At 66.1% G+C, this 22,199-nt stretch carries 17 protein-coding genes and 1 pseudogene; 9 read left to right on the top strand and 9 right to left on the bottom strand.

Annotated features, from left to right (window positions below; translation table 11 throughout):
• Positions 1-66: 66 nt before the first annotated feature.
• Positions 67-2,910 (bottom strand): ATP-binding protein, encoded by a 2,844-nt coding sequence (locus H1B27_RS01400; RefSeq protein ID WP_197964680.1) that lies wholly within the window; start codon positions 2,908-2,910, stop codon positions 67-69.
• 327 nt (positions 2,911-3,237) lie between these two features.
• Here H1B27_RS01400 and H1B27_RS01405 point away from each other — a divergent pair, with 327 nt between their 5' ends.
• From H1B27_RS01405 to msrA, 7 genes are all read left to right on the top strand, one after another.
• Positions 3,238-3,906: a sensor histidine kinase gene (locus H1B27_RS01405; RefSeq protein WP_197964681.1), complete on the top strand. Its 669-nt coding sequence runs from the start codon at positions 3,238-3,240 to the stop codon at positions 3,904-3,906.
• Positions 3,907-3,951: 45 nt separating this feature from the next.
• Positions 3,952-4,641 (top strand): VOC family protein, encoded by a 690-nt coding sequence (locus tag H1B27_RS01410; protein WP_197964682.1) that lies wholly within the window; start codon positions 3,952-3,954, stop codon positions 4,639-4,641.
• A 241-nt stretch (positions 4,642-4,882) separates the two neighbouring features.
• Positions 4,883-6,196: an epoxide hydrolase family protein gene (locus tag H1B27_RS01415; RefSeq protein WP_197964683.1), complete on the top strand. Its 1,314-nt coding sequence runs from the start codon at positions 4,883-4,885 to the stop codon at positions 6,194-6,196.
• A gap of 32 nt (positions 6,197-6,228) precedes the next feature.
• Positions 6,229-7,077, top strand: coding sequence for an enoyl-CoA hydratase/isomerase family protein (locus tag H1B27_RS01420; RefSeq protein WP_197964684.1), 849 nt, complete (start codon positions 6,229-6,231; stop codon positions 7,075-7,077).
• Between the two features lie 114 nt (positions 7,078-7,191).
• Positions 7,192-7,614 carry an OsmC family protein gene (locus tag H1B27_RS01425; RefSeq protein ID WP_061883511.1) on the top strand — a complete coding sequence of 141 codons (423 nt, stop codon included), beginning with the start codon at positions 7,192-7,194 and terminating at the stop codon, positions 7,612-7,614.
• 22 nt (positions 7,615-7,636) lie between these two features.
• Positions 7,637-8,092 carry a cupin domain-containing protein gene (locus H1B27_RS01430; RefSeq protein ID WP_061883510.1) on the top strand — a complete coding sequence of 152 codons (456 nt, stop codon included), beginning with the start codon at positions 7,637-7,639 and terminating at the stop codon, positions 8,090-8,092.
• 29 nt (positions 8,093-8,121) lie between these two features.
• Complete coding sequence (msrA, locus tag H1B27_RS01435; protein WP_197964685.1) at positions 8,122-8,640, top strand: peptide-methionine (S)-S-oxide reductase MsrA; 519 nt, start codon at positions 8,122-8,124, stop codon at positions 8,638-8,640.
• Between the two features lie 209 nt (positions 8,641-8,849).
• Here msrA and H1B27_RS01440 read toward each other — a convergent pair.
• The 8 genes and pseudogenes from H1B27_RS01440 to H1B27_RS01475 all read right to left on the bottom strand — a co-directional run bounded on the left by H1B27_RS01440 (position 8,850) and on the right by H1B27_RS01475 (position 19,262).
• Positions 8,850-11,488 (bottom strand): annotated as a pseudogene (locus H1B27_RS01440) (ATP-binding protein).
• A gap of 261 nt (positions 11,489-11,749) precedes the next feature.
• Positions 11,750-12,910: an MFS transporter gene (locus H1B27_RS01445; protein ID WP_197964686.1), complete on the bottom strand. Its 1,161-nt coding sequence runs from the start codon at positions 12,908-12,910 to the stop codon at positions 11,750-11,752.
• Positions 12,911-13,287: 377 nt separating this feature from the next.
• Complete coding sequence (locus tag H1B27_RS01450; RefSeq protein WP_197964687.1) at positions 13,288-14,520, bottom strand: Zn-dependent hydrolase; 1,233 nt, start codon at positions 14,518-14,520, stop codon at positions 13,288-13,290.
• Positions 14,513-15,298 (bottom strand): ABC transporter ATP-binding protein, encoded by a 786-nt coding sequence (locus H1B27_RS01455; RefSeq protein WP_197964688.1) that lies wholly within the window; start codon positions 15,296-15,298, stop codon positions 14,513-14,515. The genes H1B27_RS01450 and H1B27_RS01455 overlap by 8 nt, the downstream gene beginning before the upstream one ends.
• Positions 15,295-16,068 carry an ABC transporter permease gene (locus H1B27_RS01460; RefSeq protein ID WP_197964721.1) on the bottom strand — a complete coding sequence of 258 codons (774 nt, stop codon included), beginning with the start codon at positions 16,066-16,068 and terminating at the stop codon, positions 15,295-15,297. Before H1B27_RS01460 ends, H1B27_RS01455 begins: the two co-directional genes overlap by 4 nt.
• A 63-nt stretch (positions 16,069-16,131) precedes the next feature.
• Positions 16,132-17,076, bottom strand: coding sequence for an ABC transporter substrate-binding protein (locus H1B27_RS01465; protein ID WP_197964689.1), 945 nt, complete (start codon positions 17,074-17,076; stop codon positions 16,132-16,134).
• A 105-nt stretch (positions 17,077-17,181) separates the two neighbouring features.
• On the bottom strand, positions 17,182-17,907 hold the full coding sequence (hutC, locus tag H1B27_RS01470; RefSeq protein WP_197964690.1) for a histidine utilization transcriptional repressor HutC: 726 nt from the start codon (positions 17,905-17,907) through the stop codon (positions 17,182-17,184).
• The gene (locus tag H1B27_RS01475) at positions 17,904-19,262 is read right to left on the bottom strand and encodes a formimidoylglutamate deiminase (RefSeq protein WP_197964691.1); all 1,359 of its coding nucleotides are present in this window, start codon (positions 19,260-19,262) and stop codon (positions 17,904-17,906) included. Before H1B27_RS01475 ends, hutC begins: the two co-directional genes overlap by 4 nt.
• A gap of 82 nt (positions 19,263-19,344) precedes the next feature.
• On the opposite strand from H1B27_RS01475, the gene hutI reads away from it, so the two are divergent.
• A complete protein-coding gene (gene hutI / locus H1B27_RS01480; RefSeq protein ID WP_197964692.1) occupies positions 19,345-20,559 on the top strand; it encodes an imidazolonepropionase in 1,215 nt (404 codons plus the stop codon).
• Entirely contained in the window at positions 20,556-22,115 is a 1,560-nt protein-coding gene (gene hutH / locus H1B27_RS01485; protein WP_197964693.1) for a histidine ammonia-lyase, read from the top strand. Before hutI ends, hutH begins: the two co-directional genes overlap by 4 nt.
• Positions 22,116-22,199 lie beyond the last annotated feature (84 nt).

Consider the following 22,199-nt stretch of genomic DNA (forward strand, 5'->3'; position numbering starts at 1 on the left):
TTGGCGTGTTAGAAGTTGTTAGGAGTTGCGAGCAGGCAGTTTGGCGGTATGCCGTTGAAGATGCTGTCAATTCAGCGTGCCCAGCAACTCCGTTGCGGCGACCAGATCGCGGGTCTGGAGCCCCTCCTGGTAGCGCCCGACGAGCGGGGCGAGCAAGTCGCGTGCGTCGCCGGCCTTTCCGGCCTCGCGCCAGATGCGACCGAGGCTGATCGCGCCCCGGAGCTCCCAGCCGACTGCGCATTGGCGCTGCGACAGATCGAGCGATTCGCGCAAGCAGCTCTCGGCCTCCACCGCGCTGCCCGACCGGGCGAGGATGTCGCCTTTGACCCTGAGCATCTCCGGCATGTCGAAGGACTCCCCATGATCGGGAATCTGGGCGATCGCCTCGTTGATCGTCCGCAGGGCGTCGTCGGGCTGATTCTGGGACGCGAGACCCTCCGCGAGCGCCGTTGCAAACACGGTCGTCATGATCCGGTGCCGGGCCGCGTGCAACGTGGCCTGACTGCGGCGAAGGTGCTCGATGCCCGCGGCAACGTCGCCGCGGCGCAGCAGCAGCTCGCCCTTCTGGCCGATGCCGACCGCGTGATAGGGCCCGAGGAAGTGCCGCGCCGAATGGTCGATCAGCCGCTCGATCAGGATTTCGGCGTTGTCCCAGTCGCCGACCCAGAGGAACACGTAGATCGTCCAGATCAGGGAGATGCCGAGGGTCAGCGGCTGTTCGAGCAGCTCGGCCTCGCGAACCGTGTATCTGGCGGCCTCGATCGCACGCTCGGGCCGGCCGGTGAGCCAGAGTCCGCGCGCCAGCGCCACCAGCGCCACGATGCGGTCGTCATAGCCGAGATGGCCGATGTTCAGCCGTTGCGAGCCGGGATTGTGCACCATCGCGCTCTCGCAGAACCGAACCGCCTTGTCCTGGTTGCCGATCAGATGATGCGCCACGCCCAGCATCCATTCGACGTTCAGCGTGGCGGTGGGATCGTTCAGCTTTCGCGCCACGCTCTCGCCCTGTTCGCCGATTCCGAGCGCGCCGTGAAAATCTCCGACCCTGGTCAGGTAGATGTGCAATCCGCGCAGCAGCCAGAGCTGCCAGTGCAGGTCCTCGAGCTCCCGGGCAAGCTGGAGACTGCGCGTGAATGCCGACCGGACGCCTTCGGTATTGCCCTGCGTGAACATCACGGAGACGCCGAGCGCGGCCTGCAAGGTCATCTCCTTGCGGCTGTCCGCGGCGCGCGCATCCGGCGACGCCAGCGCCTGCCGGGTCCAGCGGTAGCATTCCGTCAGCAAGGTCAGTTCGAGGAAGAACTGCGCCGCCGAGGCCGCCAGATCGACGCCGATCGTCCGATCGCCGCTCTCCGAAAAGCTGAAGGTCAGCGCGGCCCTGACATTCGGCAAATGGTCGGCATAGGGAAGGAAGCCGCCGGCGCTCTGCATGCCAGTGGATTTGAGGGCAATGTCGTGGAGGAAGTCGCGGAAATACTCGGCGTGGGCGCGTGCGACGCGGTCCGCTTCCCCGTTCTCGACGAGCTTGTCCGCGACGAAGGCGCGGGTGGTGTCGAGCAGGCGATAGCGCAGCCGCCGCTCCGTGGGCGAGGTCGCGATCAGGGATTTGGACAGCAGGTTCGAAATCGCTTCGACGGCTTCGGGCTCACTGATCCCCTGGCAGGATGCGACGGCAAGCGCGGCCTCCAGCGTGAACGGCCCGACGAACACCGACAGGCCGCGCAGCGTCGCGCTTTCGGCCGGCGGCAGCAGGTCGTAGCTCCAGGCCAGCGCCGCGCTCAAGGTCTGGTGCCGCGGAATTGCGGTACGCCGTCCCCGCCACAGCAGCGAGAAGCGGCTGTCCAGCAGCGAGGCGGTGCCGGCAATGCCATAGGCGTTCACACGTCCGGCCGCGAGCTCGATCGCGAGCGCAATGCCGTCCAGTCGCCGGCAGATCTCGGCGACGAGCGGGGCATCCTCATCGCGGAGTTCGAATTCGCTCAGACTCTCGGCAATGCGTTCCACGAAGAGCTGGCTTGCGGGATAAGCAAGGATGTCAGCAATGCCGAGCCCCTCGCGCTCCGGCGGGCAATCCAGCGGAAACAGCCGATGGACGCGTTCACCTTCTGCGCGAAAGGATTCGCGGCTGGTGGCCAGGATATGCAGCTGCGGCGTCTCACGGACCAGGCGCTCAGCCAGAGGGGCGAGTTCGTCGAGGATATGCTCGCAACTGTCGAGCACCAGCAGGATCCGCCGGCTGCGCAGGACCGTCAGCAGATCCGGTATCGGGTCCTCGGAATTGACGGTCAGGCCCAGCACGGCCGCTATGGTTCCGGGGACGAGCCGGGTATCGGTCAGCGCGCCGAAATCGACGAAGCACACCTGGCCGTCGAAGGCCGCGAGCTCGCCCTGCGCGACGGCGAGTGCGACCGACGTCTTGCCGATCCCGCCGGGGCCGACGATGGTGACGAAGCGATGCTGGGCAAGCTCGGCGGAGATTCTCTCGACCGCATCGTCCCGGCCGATCATCTTCGCGAGCGGCGAGGGCAGCGAGGAGGGCGAAGCGGCGGGCGGGCTCGTCCTGCTCTCCGATGCTGCGGGCCGGAGCAACGGAGCCGTGAAACAATAGCCACGTCCCGGGACGTTGACGACGTAGCGCGAACCTTCGCCTGCATCGCCCAAAGCCTTGCGCAGCGTCGTGACGTGGAAGCGCAGGCTGCCTTCGTCCACGTTCACGTCGGCCCAGATGCGCTTGATCAACTCCCGCTTGTCAATGACCTCTCCGGCGCGCTCGGCGAGAAAAATGAGGATGTCGAGCGCACGGCCGCCGAGGGGAAGCGGGGCGCCGTCCTTTTCCAGCAGCCGCGATTTCACGAACAGGCGGAACGGCCCAAAGGCTATGACCGAATCCTGCTCGTTAGTGTCCGGCACGGGCCAACAATTCCAGTCAATGAGCTGAAGTGTGCAATTTGATTAGCAGATCGAGGCGTCCAGTAAACTGGCCGAAAGTGGCGAAATCGCGTGGCCGACCGCCGATTGCACCGGGACGTGTGTCGCAAATTTTGCTTAAACGCGAGCGGCTTACGACGCGACTGCGATAATTCGTCAGCGCGCCTGACCCTCGAGACAGGCGTGTCCGCTGCGCGATCGCGGGCGCCGCCGATCATAACAGAATCTTGCAACGTCTAACGGGCAAAACGCGCGCGACGCATCCACTATAGCGTTTGAGTGAGATCCTGTTTCAACGGGGAGGCTATGATGTCCAGTATCGGCGCCGGGGCGAACGACCACGTCGTTCGACCTCAACTCGTCGCCAGTCTCGATGATCAGTCGCGTGACTGGGAACTCGTGCTGCGGGAGTCCCACCATCGCATGAAGAACACGCTGACGCTGCTCGGTGCCTCGGTCCGCCGCGACTTCACGCGCGCGAGTAGGAGGGATGTGTCGCTGGCGGTGGACCGCCTCGAGCGGCGCATCGTCGCCTTCGGCCGGCTCTATCAGCTCCTGTCCGACAACGACGATCCATCGGCCATCGCCGTGGAGCCGTTCTTCGAAAAGCTGTGCGGAGCCCTCTCCGAAGCGGTGCTGGAGCCGGCAGGCATCCGCTGCGAAGCCGCGATCGAGAGCGGCAGGCTGCCGGCTGCTCAATGTCACCGGCTCGCGCTGATGCTCACCGAACTGGTCACGAACGCGGCAAAGCACGCCTTCCCGAACCGGAGCGATGCGCTGATCCGCATCGAATTGGCGAACCGCGACGGCGCCTGGCTCTGCACGGTGGCCGACAACGGCATTGGTGCGACTGGCCCGCTTCAGGGCACCGGCAGCCGGATCCTCGAAGGGCTCGCACGCAGCATCCACGCGCGATTGCACGGCGAGGCGGGGCAGGGCGGCACGCGGGTGACGATCGTGATGCCGACTGTCGCATGAAGCTCTTCCATGTCTGCAACCGCGTCTCACATCAGGGAGTTCGACATGACCACCATCGAAATCGATCGCGAAACCGGAACCAGGCCCTCGACATCGCGCAGCGTTGACCTGAAGCTCGAGGTCGTCGTGATCCCCGTGTCCGACGTCGACCGTGCCAAGGCGTTCTACGCCTGCCTCGGCTGGCGGCTGGACGCCGATTTTTCGTCGGGCGAGGACTGGCGCGTGATCCAGTTCACGCCGCCGGGCTCGGCCTGCTCGGTGATCTTCGGCAGGAATGTGACGGCCGCAGCGCCCGGTTCGGCGCGAGGCCTGTACCTGATCGTCTCCGATCTGGAGATCGCCCGGCAGGACCTGCTCGACCGCGGCGTCGAGGTCAGCGCGCCATTTCACGGTGCCGGCGACGTTCATGCCGGGCCCGACGAGCCGTATCTGTTCGGCAGCGTTCGGGTCGGCGGTGCCGACCCGAAACGCGGCAGCTACAGCTCGTTCGCATCGTTCAGCGACCCCGACGGCAATGGCTGGCTGTTCCAGGAGGTCACGACACGACTGCCCGGGCGCATCGCGGGCGGCGCCACGACATTTGCGTCGACGACCGATCTGGCGGCGGCGCTGCGCCGAGCGGCGACCGCGCATGGCGAGCACGAGACGCGGACCGGCGGACACGACGAGAACTGGGCGGACTGGTACGCCGACTATGTCGTCCGCGAGCAGGCCGGCCAGCCGCTGTCGTCGTGAATTGCAGCCAGCGCATCTCCTGACTTTAGCCGATCCGGCGCGCGATGACTGACCTCGTCGCGCGCCGTGCCGCATCGACATCGCGTGTTCTGTTTCATCGCGCGGACTCGCAAGGGCTAACGAGGCCTAACAAGCCATAACGCGCAAATCGGACTTGCCCGCGTCAATGTCTGCACGGAACGGACCGATGTGCCGCTCTCGAACCCGATCCCGGGCATTGGTCGAAGCAAGGGAGATCCAAATGACGACGCAAGTCCGCACCGACATCCTCAACCCCGATCGCCGTCAATTGCTGAGCCAGGCCGCGATGGGCGCGGTTGCCGCCAGCGTGTCGAGTCTGCTGCCGCTGCAGCCGGCGAGGGCGGCTACGAACGGCACGATCCGCCCCTTCCACGTGAACGTGCCCGAGGCGGACCTGCTCGACCTCGGTCGTCGTCTCGCGGCCACCCGCTGGCCGGATCACGAGATCGTCACCGATCAATCGCAGGGCGTGCAACTGAGGACGGTGCAGGAGCTCGTGCGCTACTGGCAGAGCGACTACGACTGGCGCAAGATCGAAGCGCGGCTGAACGCTCTGCCGCAATTCGTCACCGACATCGACGGCGTCGACATCCATTTCATTCACGTCCGCTCGCGCCACGAGAATGCGCTGCCGATGATCGTCACGCATGGCTGGCCCGGCTCGATCATCGAGCAGATGAAGATCGTCGGCCCGCTCACCGATCCGACCGCGCACGGCGCCAGCGCCACGGACGCGTTCGATCTGGTGATCCCCTCGCTCCCCGGCCACGGCTTCTCGGGCAAGCCGACGGAGCTCGGCTGGGATCCCCAGCGCATCGCGCGAGCCTGGATCGTGCTGATGAAGCGGCTCGGCTATAGCCGCTATGTCGCCCAAGGCGGCGATTGGGGCAATGCCGTCACCGAGCAGATGGCGCTGATCGCACCGCCCGAGCTGCTCGGCATCCACACCAATATGCCCGCGACCGTCCCCGACGACATCGCCAAGGCGCTTCAGCCGGGTGGCGTGCGGCCGCCGGATCTCTCGACCGACGAGCGCATCGCCTACGACCAGCTCGACGACTTCTACAAGCATGGTCTCGGCTACGCGATCGAGATGTCGAACCGGCCGCAGACGCTCTATGGCCTCGTGGATTCGCCGGCGGGTCTCGCCTCCTGGATGCTCGACCACGACGCACGCAGTGCCGCAATGATCGCGCGCGTTTTCGACGGCAAGACCGAAGGTCTGTCACGGGACGATGTGATCGACAACATCACGCTCTATTGGCTCACCAACACCGCGGTGTCGTCGGCGCGGCTCTATTGGGAGAACAAGCTCGTGTTCTTCGCGCCCAAGCACGTGAAGATCCCGGTTGCCGTCAGCGTCTTCCCGGACGAGATCTACGCCGCGCCGCGGAGCTGGACGGAGAAGGCCTATCCGAAGCTGATGCACTACAACCGCCTCGACAAGGGCGGCCACTTCGCGGCCTGGGAGCAGCCCGCGCTGTTCTGTGCGGAGATGCGCACCGCGTTCCGTCCGCTGCGGCAATCGATCTGAAGCGGGAACACATGCATCAGGGAGTACAAGCGATGAACCGTCCCGAACGCAATCTCACGACCGGTGACATCCGATTGGAGCGCCGGCTGCCGTCATACTGGCGCGTCACCTTCGATATGCCGCCGGTGAATATTTTCGGGCCGAAGCAGCTTCCGCTGCTGGGCGACATCGTCACGGCGATCGAGACAGATCCGGACGTGAAGGTTGTGGTGTTCGACAGCGCCGTCGAGGGCTTCTTCATTACCCACTACGATTTCCTCGCACCGCTGGAAGAGTCGTTGAGCATCCCGCCCGGGCCGACCGGCCTGCAGGCGCTGCCCGACATGCTGGTCCGCCTCAGCCGTGCGCCGGTGGTCTCGATTGCCGCGATCCGGGGCCGCGCCACCGGCGTCGGCAGCGAGCTCGCGCTCGCCAGCGACATTCGCTTTGCCAGCCGCGAGAGGGCGATCCTGTCGCAATGGGAGGTCGGTGCGGGCCTCGTGCCCGGCGGCGGGCCGATGGCGCGGTTGCCGCGCCTGATCGGCCGCGGCCGCGCGCTCGAAGTGCTGCTCGGCGCAGACGACATCCACGGCGATCTCGCCGAGCGCTACGGCTACGTCAACCGGTCCTTGCCCGATGCCGAGCTCGACGGTTTCGTCGAGGCGCTCGCGATGCGCATCGCGTCCTTCGACAAGGAGGCGATCGCCGAGACCAAGCGCCTCGTCGACGTCGCGAGCCTGCCGTCCGACGCCGAGATCAAGCCGGAATGGGATGCGTTCCTGGCCGCGCTCGGCCGCCCCGCCAGCCAGACCCGGATCGAGGCGCTGATGGCGCGCGGCTTCCACCGCGCCGGCGATGTCGAGAACCGGCTCGGTTTCCACGTCGGGCAGATCGGCACCTAGCTGACGGAACCGCTGCGGCGTTCGGCCGGTTGGAACGATGACGGGCGGTCGTGCCAATGTCGCCTTTCCACCGGTACGCAGCGCCGGTGCTGAAATCAAACAAGGAGAACTGAAATGATCCGCAAGGCAACGGCAGTCTGGAAGGGCACCGGTCGCGATGGGACCGGTCATCTCTCGAGCGAATCCGGCGTGCTCGCGCAGACGCCCTATTCGTTCAAGACCCGCTTCGAGAACGAGAAGGGGACCAATCCCGAGGAGTTGATCGCGGCGGCCCATGCGGGCTGTTTTACGATGGCCCTGGCGTTTGGCCTCCAGATGGCGGGTTTCACGCCGGACGAACTGTCGACGGAAGCCGCGGTGACACTCGAGCCTGAAGGCAAGGGCTTCAAGATCAGCAAGTCCGCGCTGACCCTGCGTGCAAAAGTGCCGAACCTCGATGAGGCCGGCTTTGCGAAGTTCGCCGGCGAGGCCGAGAAGAACTGCCCGGTGTCGAAGGTGCTCAACGCCGCGATCACGCTCGACGCCAAGCTGGGCTGATCGAGACAATGGAGACGCTGCCATGCCGCGCCAGGATCTGCCTCGCCAACATCAGCCGGACGAAGACAGGTTTCGGGCAATCCTGCCCGAGGACGTCGCATGGCAGCCGTTCCCCGCTTTCCCGGCGGGCGCGCGGCTGGCGGTGATGGTCGGCCATCCCTCCGAGCCCGGACCATACCTTGTCCGGGTGAAGGTGCCCGGCGGCACGAAGCTTATGCCGCACAAGCATCCGGAGGACCGCATCTACACGGTCATGTCGGGCGTCTTCTACATCGGGCTCGGCGAGCGCTTCGATGGCGACAAGGTGAAAGCCTATCCGCCCGGTAGCGTCATCGTGCTGCCCGGCGACACCTGGCATTTTCACTGGGCGAAATCAGGCGAATATGTCACGCAGGTCTCGGCCATCGGGCCGTTGGGCCTCGAATATCACGATGACGTTGATGATCCGCGCTTGCATACTGCGGGGGACAAGCGCTGAATATCTCAATCAAACCAATGGAGCGTCAGATGACGACAGAACGCGCAGTTTTGGCCGGGGGCTGCTTTTGGGGCATGCAGGATCTCATCCGCAAGCAGCCGGGCGTGATCTCCACCCGCGTCGGCTACACCGGCGGGCATGTGAAGAACGCCACGTATCGCAATCACGAAGGGCACGCCGAAGCGATCGAGATCAGCTTCGATCCCGCCAGGACCAGCTTCCGCACGATGCTGGAGTTCTTTTTTCAGATCCACGATCCCACCACGCTCAATCGCCAAGGCAATGATCTGGGCACCAGCTATCGCTCCGCGATCTTCTACACGAGTGAAGCGCAGAAGCGGATCGCCGAAGACACCATTGCCGACGTCGAGGCGTCCGGCCTGTGGCCCGGCAAGGTGGTGACCGAGGTCGCGCCCGCTCGCGAGTTCTGGGAGGCCGAGCCGGAGCATCAGGACTATCTCGAACGCTATCCTGACGGCTACACCTGCCACTTCATCCGGCCCGACTGGAAGCTGCCACGGCGTGCGGCTGCCGCTCAGGGCGTATGATAGTGAGCGTTGGAGAAACCGAACTCTCCACGACGTCATGGCCGGGCTTGTCCCGGCCATCCACGCCTTGCCACGTCGCACAAAGAACGTGGATGCCCGGGCTTTCGCCTCGCCGATGCGGCTTCGGCCGCGCAGGCGGGACAAGCCCGGGCATGATGACCAACTCGTGAACTGCTCCCTCGGCTGCTGCTGGGGGCGAGGCGGCGCCGTCAGTTCCGGAGTTGTGCCATCAACTCGCGCGCGGTGCGCATGTCGGCGATCTCGGCGCCCTCCGTGAATGATCCGGAGACATTCTTCAGATCGGCCAGAGCTTCGGCACTCCGGCCGGCCCCCATCCTGAGCCGCGCGAGGCTGATCGCGCAGCGCAGCTCCCAGAAGCGCGCGCCCTGCTGGACGGCAATCTCCATGGCCTCGCGAAAGCGTGCCTCGGCGTCCGCTGAATGCCGCGCGCTCCTGAGCATCAACTCTCCCTTGATGCGCATCAACTCAGGCAGATACCAGAGCTCCTGCCGGTCGCTGCAACGGGTCAGGACGTCATCGATGACGTCGAGGCCGCGATCGACCTGGTCGGCTTCGCCAAAGCACGCCGCAAGCTCGCCGAGCAGTGGAAGAAAGCGCGGCAGGAAGCGTGCATCGCCGGCGCGGTTGAGCTCTTCGCGCAGCAGCGGCAGGCCGATCGCGACGTCGCCGCGCTTGGCGACGACTGCCGCATTGAAGGCTCTTGCCCACAGGCCCCACAGCCGGATCGCGTGCCGATCGGTGTGCTCGAGCAGCTCCTTGCCGTGGCGTTCCGCGGCGTCGAGATCGCCGGCCCAGAAGGCGATCGGGCACGCGGCCTGGCCCAGCACGCTGCAGAAGGTCAGGGCGTGGCCGTTGGCTCGGCCTTCCTCGATGTTTCTTGCCGCCAGCGCCTGCGCCTGATCGGCGAGACCCTGCAGCCACAGGATGCGGGCCCGGAAATATTGCGTCGAGATCCTGAGATCGAGCGGGAAGATCTTGGGCTTCTCCGCCAGAAAGTGCAGCGATGCATTGACCCGGTCGATACGCTGCCGCGCCTCGTTCTGGTCGCCGAGATAGTGCAGCGCGACAGCCATCAGCCGGTCGCCCAGCATGACGTCGGTCTTGTCGGGAGAGTTCGCCGCCGCGCTCGCAAAACGATCGGCGAACGCACGGGCCTTGCCGAACTGTCCGTTGTTGAACTGGTCGATGCACAGGCCCCAGAGCGCGCGCAGCCGGAAATCCTTGTCGTCGAGCCTGTCCGCCAGCTCGAGAGTCGTCTCCAGGATCGGGCGCGCCTCGCGCGCGCGACCCTCGCCATACATCAGCGACCAGCCGAGTGCCGACAGCAGCTGCATGCGGATGCGGTCGTTGTCCGTGCCGTCTCCGAGCGCTGCCAGTGCCGTTCTGCTGCGCTCTCGGCACTCGGCGAACAGCGAAAGCCGCACCCAGAGGGTGATCGCGGCCGCCGTCAGCGCGATGCCGAGCCTTGCGTCGCCGTCGGGCGAGAAAGCCCAATCCAGCGCGGCGCGCACATTGTCCAGCTCGCCCGCATAGATGCTCAGCCATTCGGGCAGCGGTGTCGATGTATCGGCCTCCGCATGCTCGAAGAAATCACGAAAATGCTCGGCATGGCGCCGCGCGAACGTCCGCGCCTCTCCGAGTTCGTTCAGCTTCCCGAGTGCGTAGGTGCGCGTGGTGTCGAGCAGGCGATAGCGCAGCGTCCGCGAACCGGATGGCGAGATCAGCGATTTGGTGACCATGCTGTCGATCGCCTCCAACGTCTCCGAGGTGCTGAGGCCCTCGCCGGATGCGACCGCGGCGGCCGCCTCCGGCGCGAACGGCCCGGCGAAAACCGACAGTCGCCGCAAGGTGGCGCTTTCCGCCGGAGACAGGAGGTCGTAGCTCCAGTCGAGCGCAGCGGCGAGCGTCTGGTGCCGCGGCACGGCCGTGCGCCGCCCCCGCCATTGCAGCGAAAAGCGGCTGTCGAGCAGGGAGGCCGTTCCGGCGATGCCGTATGCGTTGACACGGCCCGCCGCGAGCTCGATCGCCAGCGCTATGCCGTCGAGGCGCCGGCAGATGCTCGCCACCAGCGGCGCTTCTTCAGCGCTGAGCTGGAACGCACCCGAGCTCTGCGCGATGCGCTCGACGAAGAGTTGAGCCGCGGGATAGGCGAGGACCTCGGCGACCTCGAGACCCCCCCGCTCCGGCGGACAATCCAGCGGGAACAGACGAAAGATCCGCTCGCCTTCGCTCCGGAATGACTCGCGGCTCGTTGCGAGAACGCGAAGCTGCGGCGATTCGCGAACGATACGCTCCACGAGCGGGGCCAGCGTATCCAGCACATGCTCGCAACTGTCGAAGATCAGCAGGGCGGGTCCAGTCTTCAGGAATGTCAGGAGGGCCGGCGTCGGATCCTCCGAGCTCACGGTCAGTCCGAGGACCGAGGCGACGGTGGTCGTGACATGGCTGGCGTCCCGCAGCGGACCGAAGTCGACGAAGAAGACGCGTCCGCCGAAATCTGCCGAGCGGCGATGCCCGACCGTGACGGCGACGGCGGTCTTGCCGATGCCGCCCGGGCCGACCACCGTCATGAAGCGATGCAGGGTCAATCCGTTCGAAATCTTCTCGATGACCTCCTCTCGCCCGATCATCTTTGCAAGCTGAGCAGGCAGTGAGCGAGGAGGGGAGATCTCGGCCGCGCGGGTCGCTCGGCAAGCAAGATCAGAATATCGAGCGCGCGGCCGCCGATGTGAAGCGGCGCCCCCTCCTTCTCCAGGAGCCGCGACTTTGGAAACAGCCGAAATGGGCCAAAGGAAATGTGCGAGTCGTGATTACTATGAGTTTCCACGTGCCATTGCCCCCTCCACGGGAGTCAAAAGGTATTCGGTTGTGATCTAGCAGAACGACGCGTCCAGTAAACTGGCCGAAAGCCGCATGGCAGACAGACCGGCGCAGATGGCTTGGGCTTGCTTCGGCCAGCCAAAATAGTGCCTGCAAAAGAACGGTTTAGGCTGGCATGCCAAGATGATGGTCCTGGACCCACGCGCATGGGACCATGGTGGCCGATGGCAATCCCGCCCCTCGCATCCGTCATTCGGCGCAGGGCCGCTCACGCATCGACGCGCGTCATCCGGCGCTGCTCCGCCGTGACGATCCGCGCCGACAGCGTGACGAGGCCCATCAATCCGGCCAGCAGCCAGAACGCCATGGGCAATCCGCCAAGACGTGCGACGAAGCCTACGCCGGCGGGGCCGATCAGGACCCCCGCGTATCCCGCAGTCGTGATCGCCGCGACCGCAAGCCCGGTAGGCATCACCGTTTGCCGCGCGGCCCGCCGGAACAGCACCGGCACGAGGTTTGACGCACCGAGCCCGATCAGCAGGAATCCGCCGAGGGCGACCGCCGCGGCAGGCGCCGTCAGCAGGATCACAAAGCCCGCGATCGCGATGAGGCTGCCCCAGAGCAAGGTCGTGCGGTCCCCGATGCGCGCAACGACCGCGTCGCCGCCAAGCCGACCTATCGTCATGGCGATCGAGAACACGATGTAGCCGGCTCCGCCCTGCGCCTCGGTGACGAGCCCCGCGCCGATGACGAGGAGCGCGCCCCAATCGAGCATTGCGCCTTCGACGAGGAAGGTGATGGCGCCGAGCAGCGCAAGCAGCAGCACCGATCCGTGCGGCAGCACGAACAACGGGCCGTCCTGCACCTGCACCGAGCGAAGCAGGCGCGGCCAGGTCGCAAACATCGCGAGCAGCATCAGGGCGGAGCAGATCAATGTGCACGCCAGCGCACCGAGTTGCAACGAGAGCAGCACCGTCATCAGCGCGGATCCGGCGAAGCCGCCGATGCTGAACAAGGCGTGGAAGCCGGACATCAGCGGGCGTCCCGCGGCGCGCTCCACCTCCACGGCGTGGATGTTCATGGCGACGTCGATCGAGCCGAGCGCGGCGCCGAACGCAAAGAGCACCAGCGCCAGAGACGTGGGCGAGCCTGCGATCGCGAGCAGCGGCAGGACCAGCGCGAGCATGAACCCGCTTGCGACGATGATCGGCCTGCTGCCGTAGCGCGCACTGAGAACGCCGGTCAGCAGCATCGCGACGACCGAGCCGATGCCGAGGCTGAGCAGGAGCAGCCCGAGGACCCCGTCGTCGACGCCGAGCCGCGCCTTCGCGAACGGCACCAGCGGCGCCCAGCACGCGATGCCGAAGCCTGCGACGAAGAAGGCAAGCCGGGTCGCAAGGCGGGTCGCCGGCCGGTCGGCTGAAGACATGAGAACTCCCGGGGAAGCAGGCAGGGCGATCGACAAGCCCGACGATTGTCGCGACTTTATGTCTGTGGCGCACACGAGGTGTCGCGGTCGCGGGGGACCTTCGGTCGATGTGCATTCGATCGTTGGAACCAGTGCAGATTCGTAACGAACGCGGCTGTCTCGTATGACCCGTAGAAGCAATGATCGCGACTCCATCACCGTCACCCTGAGGCGCTCGCCTCTTCGGCGAGCCTCGAAGGGCGACGGCCTGGCCGCAATTGCCGCGTGGCTCTGGGTCCCGGCTCTGCGCCGCAATGCTCCACGCATTGCAGCTTGTCCGGGACACGAGCGCTTGTGCCGCGCGATCGACTGCCGCAGATCGGCAGCCGCATCTCGCTCTAGCCGCCGAGGATCCGCCGGCAGGCGTCGACGAAGACCTCTGCGCCGGTGACGATATCGGCGTCGGCGGTGTTCTCGGTCCAGTGATGGCTGATGCCGCCGATCGAAGGCACGAACAGCATGCCCGCGGGCATGACGGTCGCGAGCATCTGCGCGTCATGCCCGGCGCCGCTGGGCATGCGGAGGGACCGGCCGCCGGCCAGTGCCCTGCTCGCGGCCTCGATTGCGTCCTGGAAGCCGGAATTCATCATGGCGGGCGCACCAGTGCGCAATTTCTCGACGGTGACGGTGCAGGGACCGTTCGCACTGGCCTCCTCCGCCATGGTCCGCAGCAATTGCTCCAGCCGCGCGATCACGGCCGGATCATCGTCGCGGATCTGGAACAGCATCTCTGCGCCACCCGGAATGATGCTCGGAGCGCCCGGATCGAGCGCGATGCGCCCGGTGGTCCAGACCGTGCGCGGGCCGCAGGCAGACGGAAAGCGTTCGTCGATCGCGACGCAGAATTTTGCCAGCGCGAGGCCGGCATCCTTCCGCACTGCCATGCGCGTGGTGCCGGCGTGGTTCTGCTCGCCGGTAAAATTGATCTGGTACTGCCAGATGCCGACGATGGAGGTCACGACGCCGATCGCGAGGCCGCCGCTTTCGAGCGTATCGCCCTGCTCGATATGCGCCTCCAGATAGCCAACGTGCCGCCCCGGCTCGACGGTGATGCGCGGGCGTCCGGCGAGACCCATGTCGGCAAGCGCATCGCGCATGGTGCGGCCGCTGGTGCGGTCGCGCGCGGCGTCAATGTCGGCCTCGGTCACCTGTCCGACATAGGAGCGCGAGCCGAGGAAATGGCCGAAATGTCCCTCCTCGTCGCACCAGGCGGCGACCTCGACCGCGCCGTTGAGCGATGGATCGGTATTGAGCACGCGCGCGGCTTCGAGCGCGTAGACGACGCCGAGTGGACCATCGAGCCAGCCGGCGTAGTTCTGGCTTTCCAGGTGCGAGCCCGTCAGCAGCTTCGGTCCGGGCTTCGTGCTGGTGCCGAAGACATTGCCGATGCCGTCGATCGTCGCGGAGAGGTTGGCCTCGGGCAGCTTCTGAACGAGCCATTCCAGCGAAAGCTTGTGCGGCTCGGAGAAGGTCGGCTTGTGCACGCCGGTCTTGTAGGCGCCAAAGGCGCGCAGCGCATGGAGGTCGGCGAGCACGCGATTTCCGTCGGCGCGGGGTTGGGTGTCAGGCATGTTCGGCAACTTTCAGCGCCTCGGTGCGGATCTCCTCGACCAGCCGCTCCTTGAGCTGGACGAATTCCGGCGTGGTCTTGATCTTGTAGGAGCGCGGATGCGGCAGGTCCACATGGATCTCGGCCTTAATGCGTCCCGGACGCGCGCTCATGACGATGACGCGGCTGCCGAGGAAGATCGCTTCCTCGATGTCGTGGGTCACGAACAGCACCGTCTTCTGGTCGCGCTCCCAGATCCCCAGCAGCATTTCCTGCATGAGGGCGCGGGTCTGGTTGTCCAACGCGCCGAAGGGCTCGTCGAGCAAGAGGATCTTCGGATCATTGGCGAGCGCGCGGGCAATCGCTGTGCGCTGCTGCATGCCGCCCGAGAGCTGCTTCGGCCAATGGTTCTCGAAGCCGGACAGACCGACCTGGCGGATGAAGGCATCGGCGATCTTGTTCCGCTCGTCCTGTGCCACGCCGCGCTCGCGCGGGCCGAAGGCGATGTTCTCGCGCACCGTCAGCCAAGGGAACAGCGTGTAGGACTGGAACACCATGCCGCGATCGGCGCCCGGGCCCGTCACCTCGCGCCCGTCGAGCGTGACGCGTCCGCCGGTCGGGCGGTCGAGGCCGGCGACGATGCGCAGCAGCGTGGACTTGCCGCAGCCGGAGGGACCGAGGATGGTGACGAAGTCGTTGTTGCCGATGACGAGATCGGTGGGCTCCAGCGCCTTGGTGGGCGCATTGCCGTGGCGCGCGGGGAAGGTGCGCGAGACCTGTTCGATCTTCAGCATCGTCATGCGAGCTTCCAGGGAAACAGCCAGGCGTTGAACGCCTTGAACAGGAAGTCCGAGATCAGGCCGATCAGTCCGATCACGATGATGCCGAAGATGATCTGGCCGGTGTTGAGCAGCGCCTGGCTGTCGGTGATCATGTGACCGATGCCGGAGGACGATCCGATCAGCTCGGCGACGATGACGTAGGTCCAGGCCCAGCCCAGCACCAGCCGCAGGATCTCGGCGATCTCGGGCGCGGAGGAGGGCAGCAGCACCCGGCGGATGATACCGCGGTCGCTCGCTCCAAGCGTATAGGCGGCCTCGACCAGATCGCGCCGCGTGGCGCCGACGGTCACCGCGACCATCAGGATGACCTGGAATACCGAGCCGATGAAGATCACGAGCAGCTTCTGCAATTCGCCGATGCCGGCCCACAGGATCAGCAGCGGAATGAATGCGGAAGCGGGCAAATAGCGCGCGAATGACACGAACGGTTCGAGGAACGCCTCGACCGGCTTGTAGGCGCCCATCAAGACGCCGAGCGGCACCGCGATGACCGCCGCGAGCGCGAAGCCGCCGACGACGCGCCAGATCGTCATGCCGATGTCGAACAGGAAGCCATGCTTGGTGAGCAGCTCGACGCCCTCCTGCACCATGGTTAGCGGATTGGCGAGGAAGGTTTTCGACACATGGCCGCCAAAGGTCGCCCAGGACCAGAGGGCGACGAACAGCACGAAGAACGCAAGGCCATACGCCGCGCGCTGCCTAGATGTCACGGGATCCAGAGGACGCATCAAATTGCAAATCCGAATGACGCGCCGGCTCCGCCTCTGGCGGAACCGGCAGCGCGAAGAAAGTTACTTGATGAAGCTCGCGTCGTAGAGGTCCTCGACCTTCGGCACGGCCTTGATGATGCCGATCTCGAGCAGGAGCTCGGCGGCCTCCTTGTTGAAGGTCAGGAACTCGCCGGCGAAGAACTTCTGGTTTGCGGCCTTGTCCTGCCAGCGCAGATATTTCGCCGAGTTGCCGAACTGCTCGCCGGTCTGCTTCACGTCGGCGCCCATGATCTCGTAGGACTTGGCCTGGTCCTTGGCGATCATCTCGAGCGCCTCGAAATAGCTGTCGGCGAGCGCCTTGGCCGCCTTGGGATTGTCGGTGAGGAACTTCGGCGTGCAGCCGAACGTGTCCATGACCATCGGATAGTCCAGCGTGGTGGCGATGATCTTGCCCTTGTCCGGCGCGGCACGCACGGTCGACAAGTATGGCTCATAGGTCATCGCCGCATCGTTCTGGCCGGAGACGAAGGCCTGCGCCGCAGCCGCCGGCTCGAGGTTCACGACGGTTACGTCCTTCGTGGTGAGGCCGTTCTTCTTCAGCATCCAGGCCAGCGCGAAATAGGGCGAGGTGCCGGGTGCGGACGCCGCGACGGTCTTGCCCTTCAGGTCCTTGATCGCGGCGACGTCGTTGCGCACCGCCATGCCGTCGGCGCCATAGCTCTTGTCGAGCTGGAAGATCTGCTTGGTCGCAACACCGTTGGCGTTCCAGGAGATCCAGGTCTCGACCGTGGTCGCCGCGCACTGGATGTCGCCGGAGGCGATCGCGAGATGGCGGTCCTTCTGCGGGATCTTCTTGATGGTGACGTCGAGGCCGTTCTTCTTGAAGATGCCCGCCTCCTTCGCCAGGGTCAGCGGCGCGAAGCCGGTCCATCCGGAGATGCCGACGCCGACCTTGACGTCGTCGGCGAGCGCGGGAGTGGCGGCCGCGAGAGCAATGATTGTCGCAAATAGCTTTGAACTACGCATGATTGTCGTCCTCTTGCCGATCGATGGATTGACGTCCTGTTGATCACTGTCGGCCCATCTGGACCGTTGCCCGAAGCGTTGCACGAATTGTGCCGACATGTCCTCTCAGCCTCCCTTGAATCGGGCGACAAGGCGGTGAGAGTCACCGGGATAGAGCAGGCGCACCGCGGTGATGGTGCGCGCGCTCCGCCAGGTGTAGCGGTCGATCACCAGGCAGGGCGCGCCGACGGCGATGTCGAGCGCCTCCGCGGTGCGATCGTCCGCAACGATGGCGCTGATCGTGTGCTCCGCTTCGGTCCATGGGACATGGTGAAGCAGCCACGAGCCGGGGGGCTCGCGCGAGAAGTCCGCGGTCGCGGCATCCGGCACGGACGACAGGTCGATCAGCCTGTCCTCGGCGGCGAAGGGCACGTTGTCGGCGCTGTGGCGGCAGGTGATCGCGACCACCTTGCCCGCCTTTTTGACGCCGAGGCGATCGCAGTCGGAAGCGGTCGCCGCGCGCAGCTTGCGGCCGATCAGCTCGTAGCCGTAAGCGCGGCCGAGGGCGGTGATCTCGGCGCGGATGTCGGCGATCTTGAGCACCGCCGACTGATGCTGCGGCCGGCGCACGAACGAGCCGGCGCGCCGGCGCCGCTCGATCAGATCTGCCTGCGCCAGCTCAGACAGTGCCTTGTTCACGGTCATGCGCGAGCAGCCGTAGCGCGCGACCAGCTCGTGCTCGAAGGGAATGCGATGGCCGGGCGGCCATTCGCCGGTCAGGATCCGCTTCTCGATGTCGGCGCGGATGCGCTTGTAGAGCGTCGGCTTGTCGGCATCGGTGACGAGGCTCATGCGACGAGCCTCCGGACCGATGCATTGAAGCGCTCGCGCGCTGGCTGACGCAGCCTGTGCCGGCCGCCTTCGACGACCTTGGCGCCGCCGGCCCAAACGCAATCGATCGCACCGCTGCCGGCCGCAAAAATCCAGCCATCGATAGCCGCATCCCCCTGACGTCCGGCCAGCGATGGATGCGCAGTGTCGAGGGTGACGATGTCAGCGCGCGCACCGGGCGTGAGGCCGACTGTCGATTGCGCCAGCGCCTGTGCTCCGCCCGCGAGCGCATGATCGAACAGCGTGCGTCCCGTCGAACGACCCGCGCCACTGGAGAGCACGTTGCGTTGGCGATGCTTGAGGCGCTGGCCATATTCGAGCTGACGGAGCTCGTCCGCGACGCCGACCAGCACGTTGGAATCAGTGCCCACACCGAGTGCACCGCCGGCAGCAAGAAATTCGCGCGCTGGGAAGATGCCATCGCCGAGGCTCGCCTCGGTGACAGGACAGAGGCCGGCGACTGCCCCCGTCCTTGCAAATGCGCTGACCTCTTCGTCCGTCGTGTGCGTTGCGTGAATGAGGCACCAGCGTTGATCGACTGGCGCGTGCTCCAGCAGCCATTGCACCGGGCGCTGTCCCGACCAGGCGAGGCAGTCCTCGACTTCCTTCACCTGCTCGGCGGCGTGAATGTGCACCGGCCCGCCGTCGGCCAGCGGAACGATCGCCGTGAGCTCGTTCGGCGTCACCGCGCGCAGGCTGTGCGGCGCGATGCCGATATTGGCGTCCGGCAATTCTGCAATAACTTTGCGCGAAGCAGCCATCAATGCGGCGAACTGATCGACCGAGCAGATGAAGCGACGCTGGCCGGCATGCGGCGCTGCTCCTCCAAACGAGCCATGCGCATAGAAACTCGGCAGCAGCGTGAGGGCGATGCCTGATGCTTCAGCAGCCAGCGCAATGCGCGAGGCCATTTCGGCAGGATCCGCATAGGGCGAGCCGTCGCGATCATGATGCAGGTAATGAAACTCGCCAACGCGGGTGAAGCCCTGCTCGAGCATCTCGACATAGAGCAGCGTCGCAACAGCCGCAACGTCGTCCGGCGTCATGGCCAGCGCAAAGCGATACATCGTCTCGCGCCAGGTCCAGAAGGTGTCGGTGCTGTCTCCGCGCAGCTCCGCAAGTCCCGCCATGCCGCGCTGGAACGCGTGGCTGTGCAGGCTCGCCAATCCAGGCAGTGCGATTGCGTGGCGTTCATCGCCTGGCACGGGCGCGACATTCGGCGTCACCTCGGCGATCGCGCCGGCGGTGATCACCACCTGCACGTCATTGGCCCAGCCCGAGGGCAGGAGCGCGGAGGCGAAATGCAGTCGTGTCATGTTTCCATGCCGGCTGGACAGAACTCCCGCACGATTATATGTCTAGACATATAAGTCAAGCATCCCACGAAGGGGCCGTTGCATGGCAGAGCGCTTCGACCGGATCTGGCACAATGCCCGGCTCGCCACGCTACGGGCCGACCGCCCCGACCTCGGCGAGATCGAGCACGGCGTGATTGCCGCGCGCGGCGGCCGTATCGTCTATGCCGGCGCGCAGGCCGATTTTCCGGCGGACGCCGATGCCGCTGAACGGGTCGACTGCGAAGGGCGCTGGATCACGCCCGGCCTCGTCGACTGCCACACCCATCTCGTCTATGGCGGCAACCGCGCGCATGAGTTCGAGCTGCGCCTGAAGGGCGCGAGCTATGAAGAGATTGCGCGCGCCGGCGGCGGCATCGTGTCGACGGTGGCCGCGACGCGCAAGGCGAGCGAGGCCGATCTCGTCGCAAGTGCGCTGCCGCGGCTCGATGCGTTGATCGGCGAGGGCGCAACCACGATCGAGATCAAGTCGGGTTACGGCCTCGACACTGCGACCGAGATGCGGCAGCTCGCAGCCGCACGCAGCCTCGGACGCCGGCGACCGGTTGCGGTCCGCACGTCCTTTCTCGGCGCACATGCGCTGCCGGTGGAAGCTGATGGCGACAAGGACCGCTACATCGATCTCGTCTGTCGGGAGATGTTGCCGGCGGTCGCAAAGGCGGGCCTCGCCGATGCGGTCGACGCCTTCATGGAAGGCATTGCTTTCTCGGCTGCGCAAACCGCGCGGGTGTTCGAGACGGCGAGGGAACTCGGCCTGCCGGTCAAGCTGCATGCCGATCAGCTCTCGAACCTCGGCGGTGCTGCGCTTGCCGCAAAATTCTCGGCGCTGTCGGCCGATCATTTGGAGCACACTGACGAGGCCGGCGCCGCCGCAATGGCGAAGGCCGGGACGGTTGCGGTGCTGCTGCCCGGTGCGTTCTACTTCATTCGCGAGACGCAGAAGCCGCCAGTCGACGCGTTCCGCACGCATGGGGTTGCCATGGCGCTCGCGACCGACTGCAATCCCGGCAGCTCGCCACTGACTTCGCTTCTGCTGACGATGAATATGGGCGCGACACTGTTCCGGATGAATGTGGCCGAATGCATCGCAGGCGTCACCCGTGAGGGTGCACGTGCGCTCGGTATCCTCAGCGAAGCCGGCACGCTGGAGGCCGGCAAATGGTGCGATCTCGCGATCTGGGACATCGAGCGACCCGCCGAATTGGTCTACCGCATCGGCTTCAATCCGCTGCACCGCCGGGTGTGGAGGGGACAATGACGAACAAGGATGCAGCGATCGTCGTCAAGCCGGGAACGGTCAGTCTGGATGACCTCGCCTGCGTGCTCGATGGTGCGCCCATCGTGCTCGATCCCTCGTTCTGGCCGCGCATCGAAGCGGCGGCGGAGATCGTGGCAAGAGCTGCGCGCGCGGATGTTCCCGTCTACGGCATCAACACCGGCTTCGGGAAGCTGGCGTCGAAGCGTATTCCGCCCGATCAGACCGCGCTGCTCCAGCGCAACCTGATCGTTTCACATTGCTGCGGCGTCGGCGCGGCGACGCCAGAGCCGATCGTCCGCCTGATGATGGCGCTGAAGATCGTCTCGCTCGGCCGAGGTGCCTCCGGCGTGCGCCGCGAGTTGATCGAGCAGCTGCAGGCCATGATGGCGCGGGGTGTCACTCCGCTGGTGCCACAGCAGGGCTCCGTGGGCGCCTCCGGCGATCTCGCGCCGCTCGCGCATATGACCGCGGTGATGATCGGCGAAGGGCAGGCGATCGTTGACGGGAAAACCGTGTCCGGCGCTGAAGCGCTGGCAGCTGCCGCCCTCGCGCCGCTGACGCTCGGCCCCAAGGAGGGGTTGGCGCTGATCAACGGCACGCAATTTTCGACCGCCTACGCCATCTCAGGCGTGCTGCGTGCATTCCGCCTGGCGCGGGCCGCGCTCGTCACCGGCGCATTGTCGGTGGACGCGGCGATGGCTTCGACGGCGCCGTTCCGGCCCGAGATCCAGGCGTTGCGCGGCCATGCCGGGCAGATCGCCGCGGCCGCGACGTTGACCGCGCTGCTCGACGGCAGCGACATCCGCCTGTCGCATCTCGAAGGCGACGAGCGCGTGCAGGATCCCTACTGCCTGCGCTGCCAGCCGCAGGTCACAGGCGCCGCGCTCGACCTGATCACGCAGGCTGCGCGCACGCTGATCGTCGAGGCTAACGCCGTCACCGACAATCCGCTGGTGCTGGTCGAGACCAGCGAGATCGTCTCCGGCGGTAATTTCCATGCCGAGCCGGTGGCCTTCGCTGCCGACGCTATCGCGCTGGCGCTGGCGGAGATCGGCGCGATCAGCGAGCGGCGCATCGCCACGCTGGTCGACCCCGCGCTCAATTTCGGACTTCCGCCGTTCCTCACCCCCGATCCCGGCATCAATTCCGGCTTCATGATCGCCGAGGTGACGGCGGCCGCGCTCTATGCCGAGAACAAGCAGCGCGCAGCCGCCTGCTCGATCGACTCGACGCCGACCAGTGCCAACCAGGAAGACCATGTGTCGATGGCCGCACATGCCGCGCGGCGCCTGTCCGATATGGCCGAAAACCTCGCCGCCATCCTCGGCATCGAGCTCCTGGTCGCCGCGCAAGGCATCACGCTGCGTGCGCCGCATGCAACGAGCGCACCGCTGGCTGCCGTCATCGCCGCCTTGCGCGAGCAGGTCCCCTCGCTGGGTACAGATCGCTACATGGCTGGCGATCTCGCCAAGGCCGCGGCGCTGGTCGAGGCCGACGCGCTGCCGGCTGCTGCGCGCGCGCAGCTTCCCACCGATCCGTTTCCGAGACTCGCCTGAAGAGGTCCGCATGAACCATCGACTGGACAATGATCGCACCATCCGGGCCCCCCGCGGCAGCGAGATCAGCGCCAAGAGCTGGCT

The sequence above is a fragment of the Bradyrhizobium diversitatis genome, assembly GCF_016031635.1.
GTDB classification, from domain to species: domain Bacteria; phylum Pseudomonadota; class Alphaproteobacteria; order Rhizobiales; family Xanthobacteraceae; genus Bradyrhizobium; species Bradyrhizobium diversitatis.

What these genes read in the sequence shown, in the direction of transcription:
- hutC (WP_197964690.1), bottom strand. Translation starts at nt 17,907, where the DNA reads ATGAGCCTCGTCACCGATGCCGACAAGCCGACGCTCTACAAGCGCATC.
- H1B27_RS01455 (WP_197964688.1), bottom strand. Translation starts at nt 15,298, where the DNA reads ATGACGATGCTGAAGATCGAACAGGTCTCGCGCACCTTCCCCGCGCGC.
- hutI (WP_197964692.1), top strand. Translation starts at nt 19,345, where the DNA reads ATGGCAGAGCGCTTCGACCGGATCTGGCACAATGCCCGGCTCGCCACG.
- H1B27_RS01410 (WP_197964682.1), top strand. Translation starts at nt 3,952, where the DNA reads ATGACCACCATCGAAATCGATCGCGAAACCGGAACCAGGCCCTCGACA.
- H1B27_RS01415 (WP_197964683.1), top strand. Translation starts at nt 4,883, where the DNA reads ATGACGACGCAAGTCCGCACCGACATCCTCAACCCCGATCGCCGTCAA.
- hutH (WP_197964693.1), top strand. Translation starts at nt 20,556, where the DNA reads ATGACGAACAAGGATGCAGCGATCGTCGTCAAGCCGGGAACGGTCAGT.
- H1B27_RS01450 (WP_197964687.1), bottom strand. Translation starts at nt 14,520, where the DNA reads ATGCCTGACACCCAACCCCGCGCCGACGGAAATCGCGTGCTCGCCGAC.
- H1B27_RS01475 (WP_197964691.1), bottom strand. Translation starts at nt 19,262, where the DNA reads ATGACACGACTGCATTTCGCCTCCGCGCTCCTGCCCTCGGGCTGGGCC.
- H1B27_RS01465 (WP_197964689.1), bottom strand. Translation starts at nt 17,076, where the DNA reads ATGCGTAGTTCAAAGCTATTTGCGACAATCATTGCTCTCGCGGCCGCC.
- H1B27_RS01445 (WP_197964686.1), bottom strand. Translation starts at nt 12,910, where the DNA reads ATGTCTTCAGCCGACCGGCCGGCGACCCGCCTTGCGACCCGGCTTGCC.
- H1B27_RS01425 (WP_061883511.1), top strand. Translation starts at nt 7,192, where the DNA reads ATGATCCGCAAGGCAACGGCAGTCTGGAAGGGCACCGGTCGCGATGGG.
- H1B27_RS01405 (WP_197964681.1), top strand. Translation starts at nt 3,238, where the DNA reads ATGTCCAGTATCGGCGCCGGGGCGAACGACCACGTCGTTCGACCTCAA.
- H1B27_RS01460 (WP_197964721.1), bottom strand. Translation starts at nt 16,068, where the DNA reads ATGCGTCCTCTGGATCCCGTGACATCTAGGCAGCGCGCGGCGTATGGC.
- msrA (WP_197964685.1), top strand. Translation starts at nt 8,122, where the DNA reads ATGACGACAGAACGCGCAGTTTTGGCCGGGGGCTGCTTTTGGGGCATG.
- H1B27_RS01420 (WP_197964684.1), top strand. Translation starts at nt 6,229, where the DNA reads ATGAACCGTCCCGAACGCAATCTCACGACCGGTGACATCCGATTGGAG.
- H1B27_RS01430 (WP_061883510.1), top strand. Translation starts at nt 7,637, where the DNA reads ATGCCGCGCCAGGATCTGCCTCGCCAACATCAGCCGGACGAAGACAGG.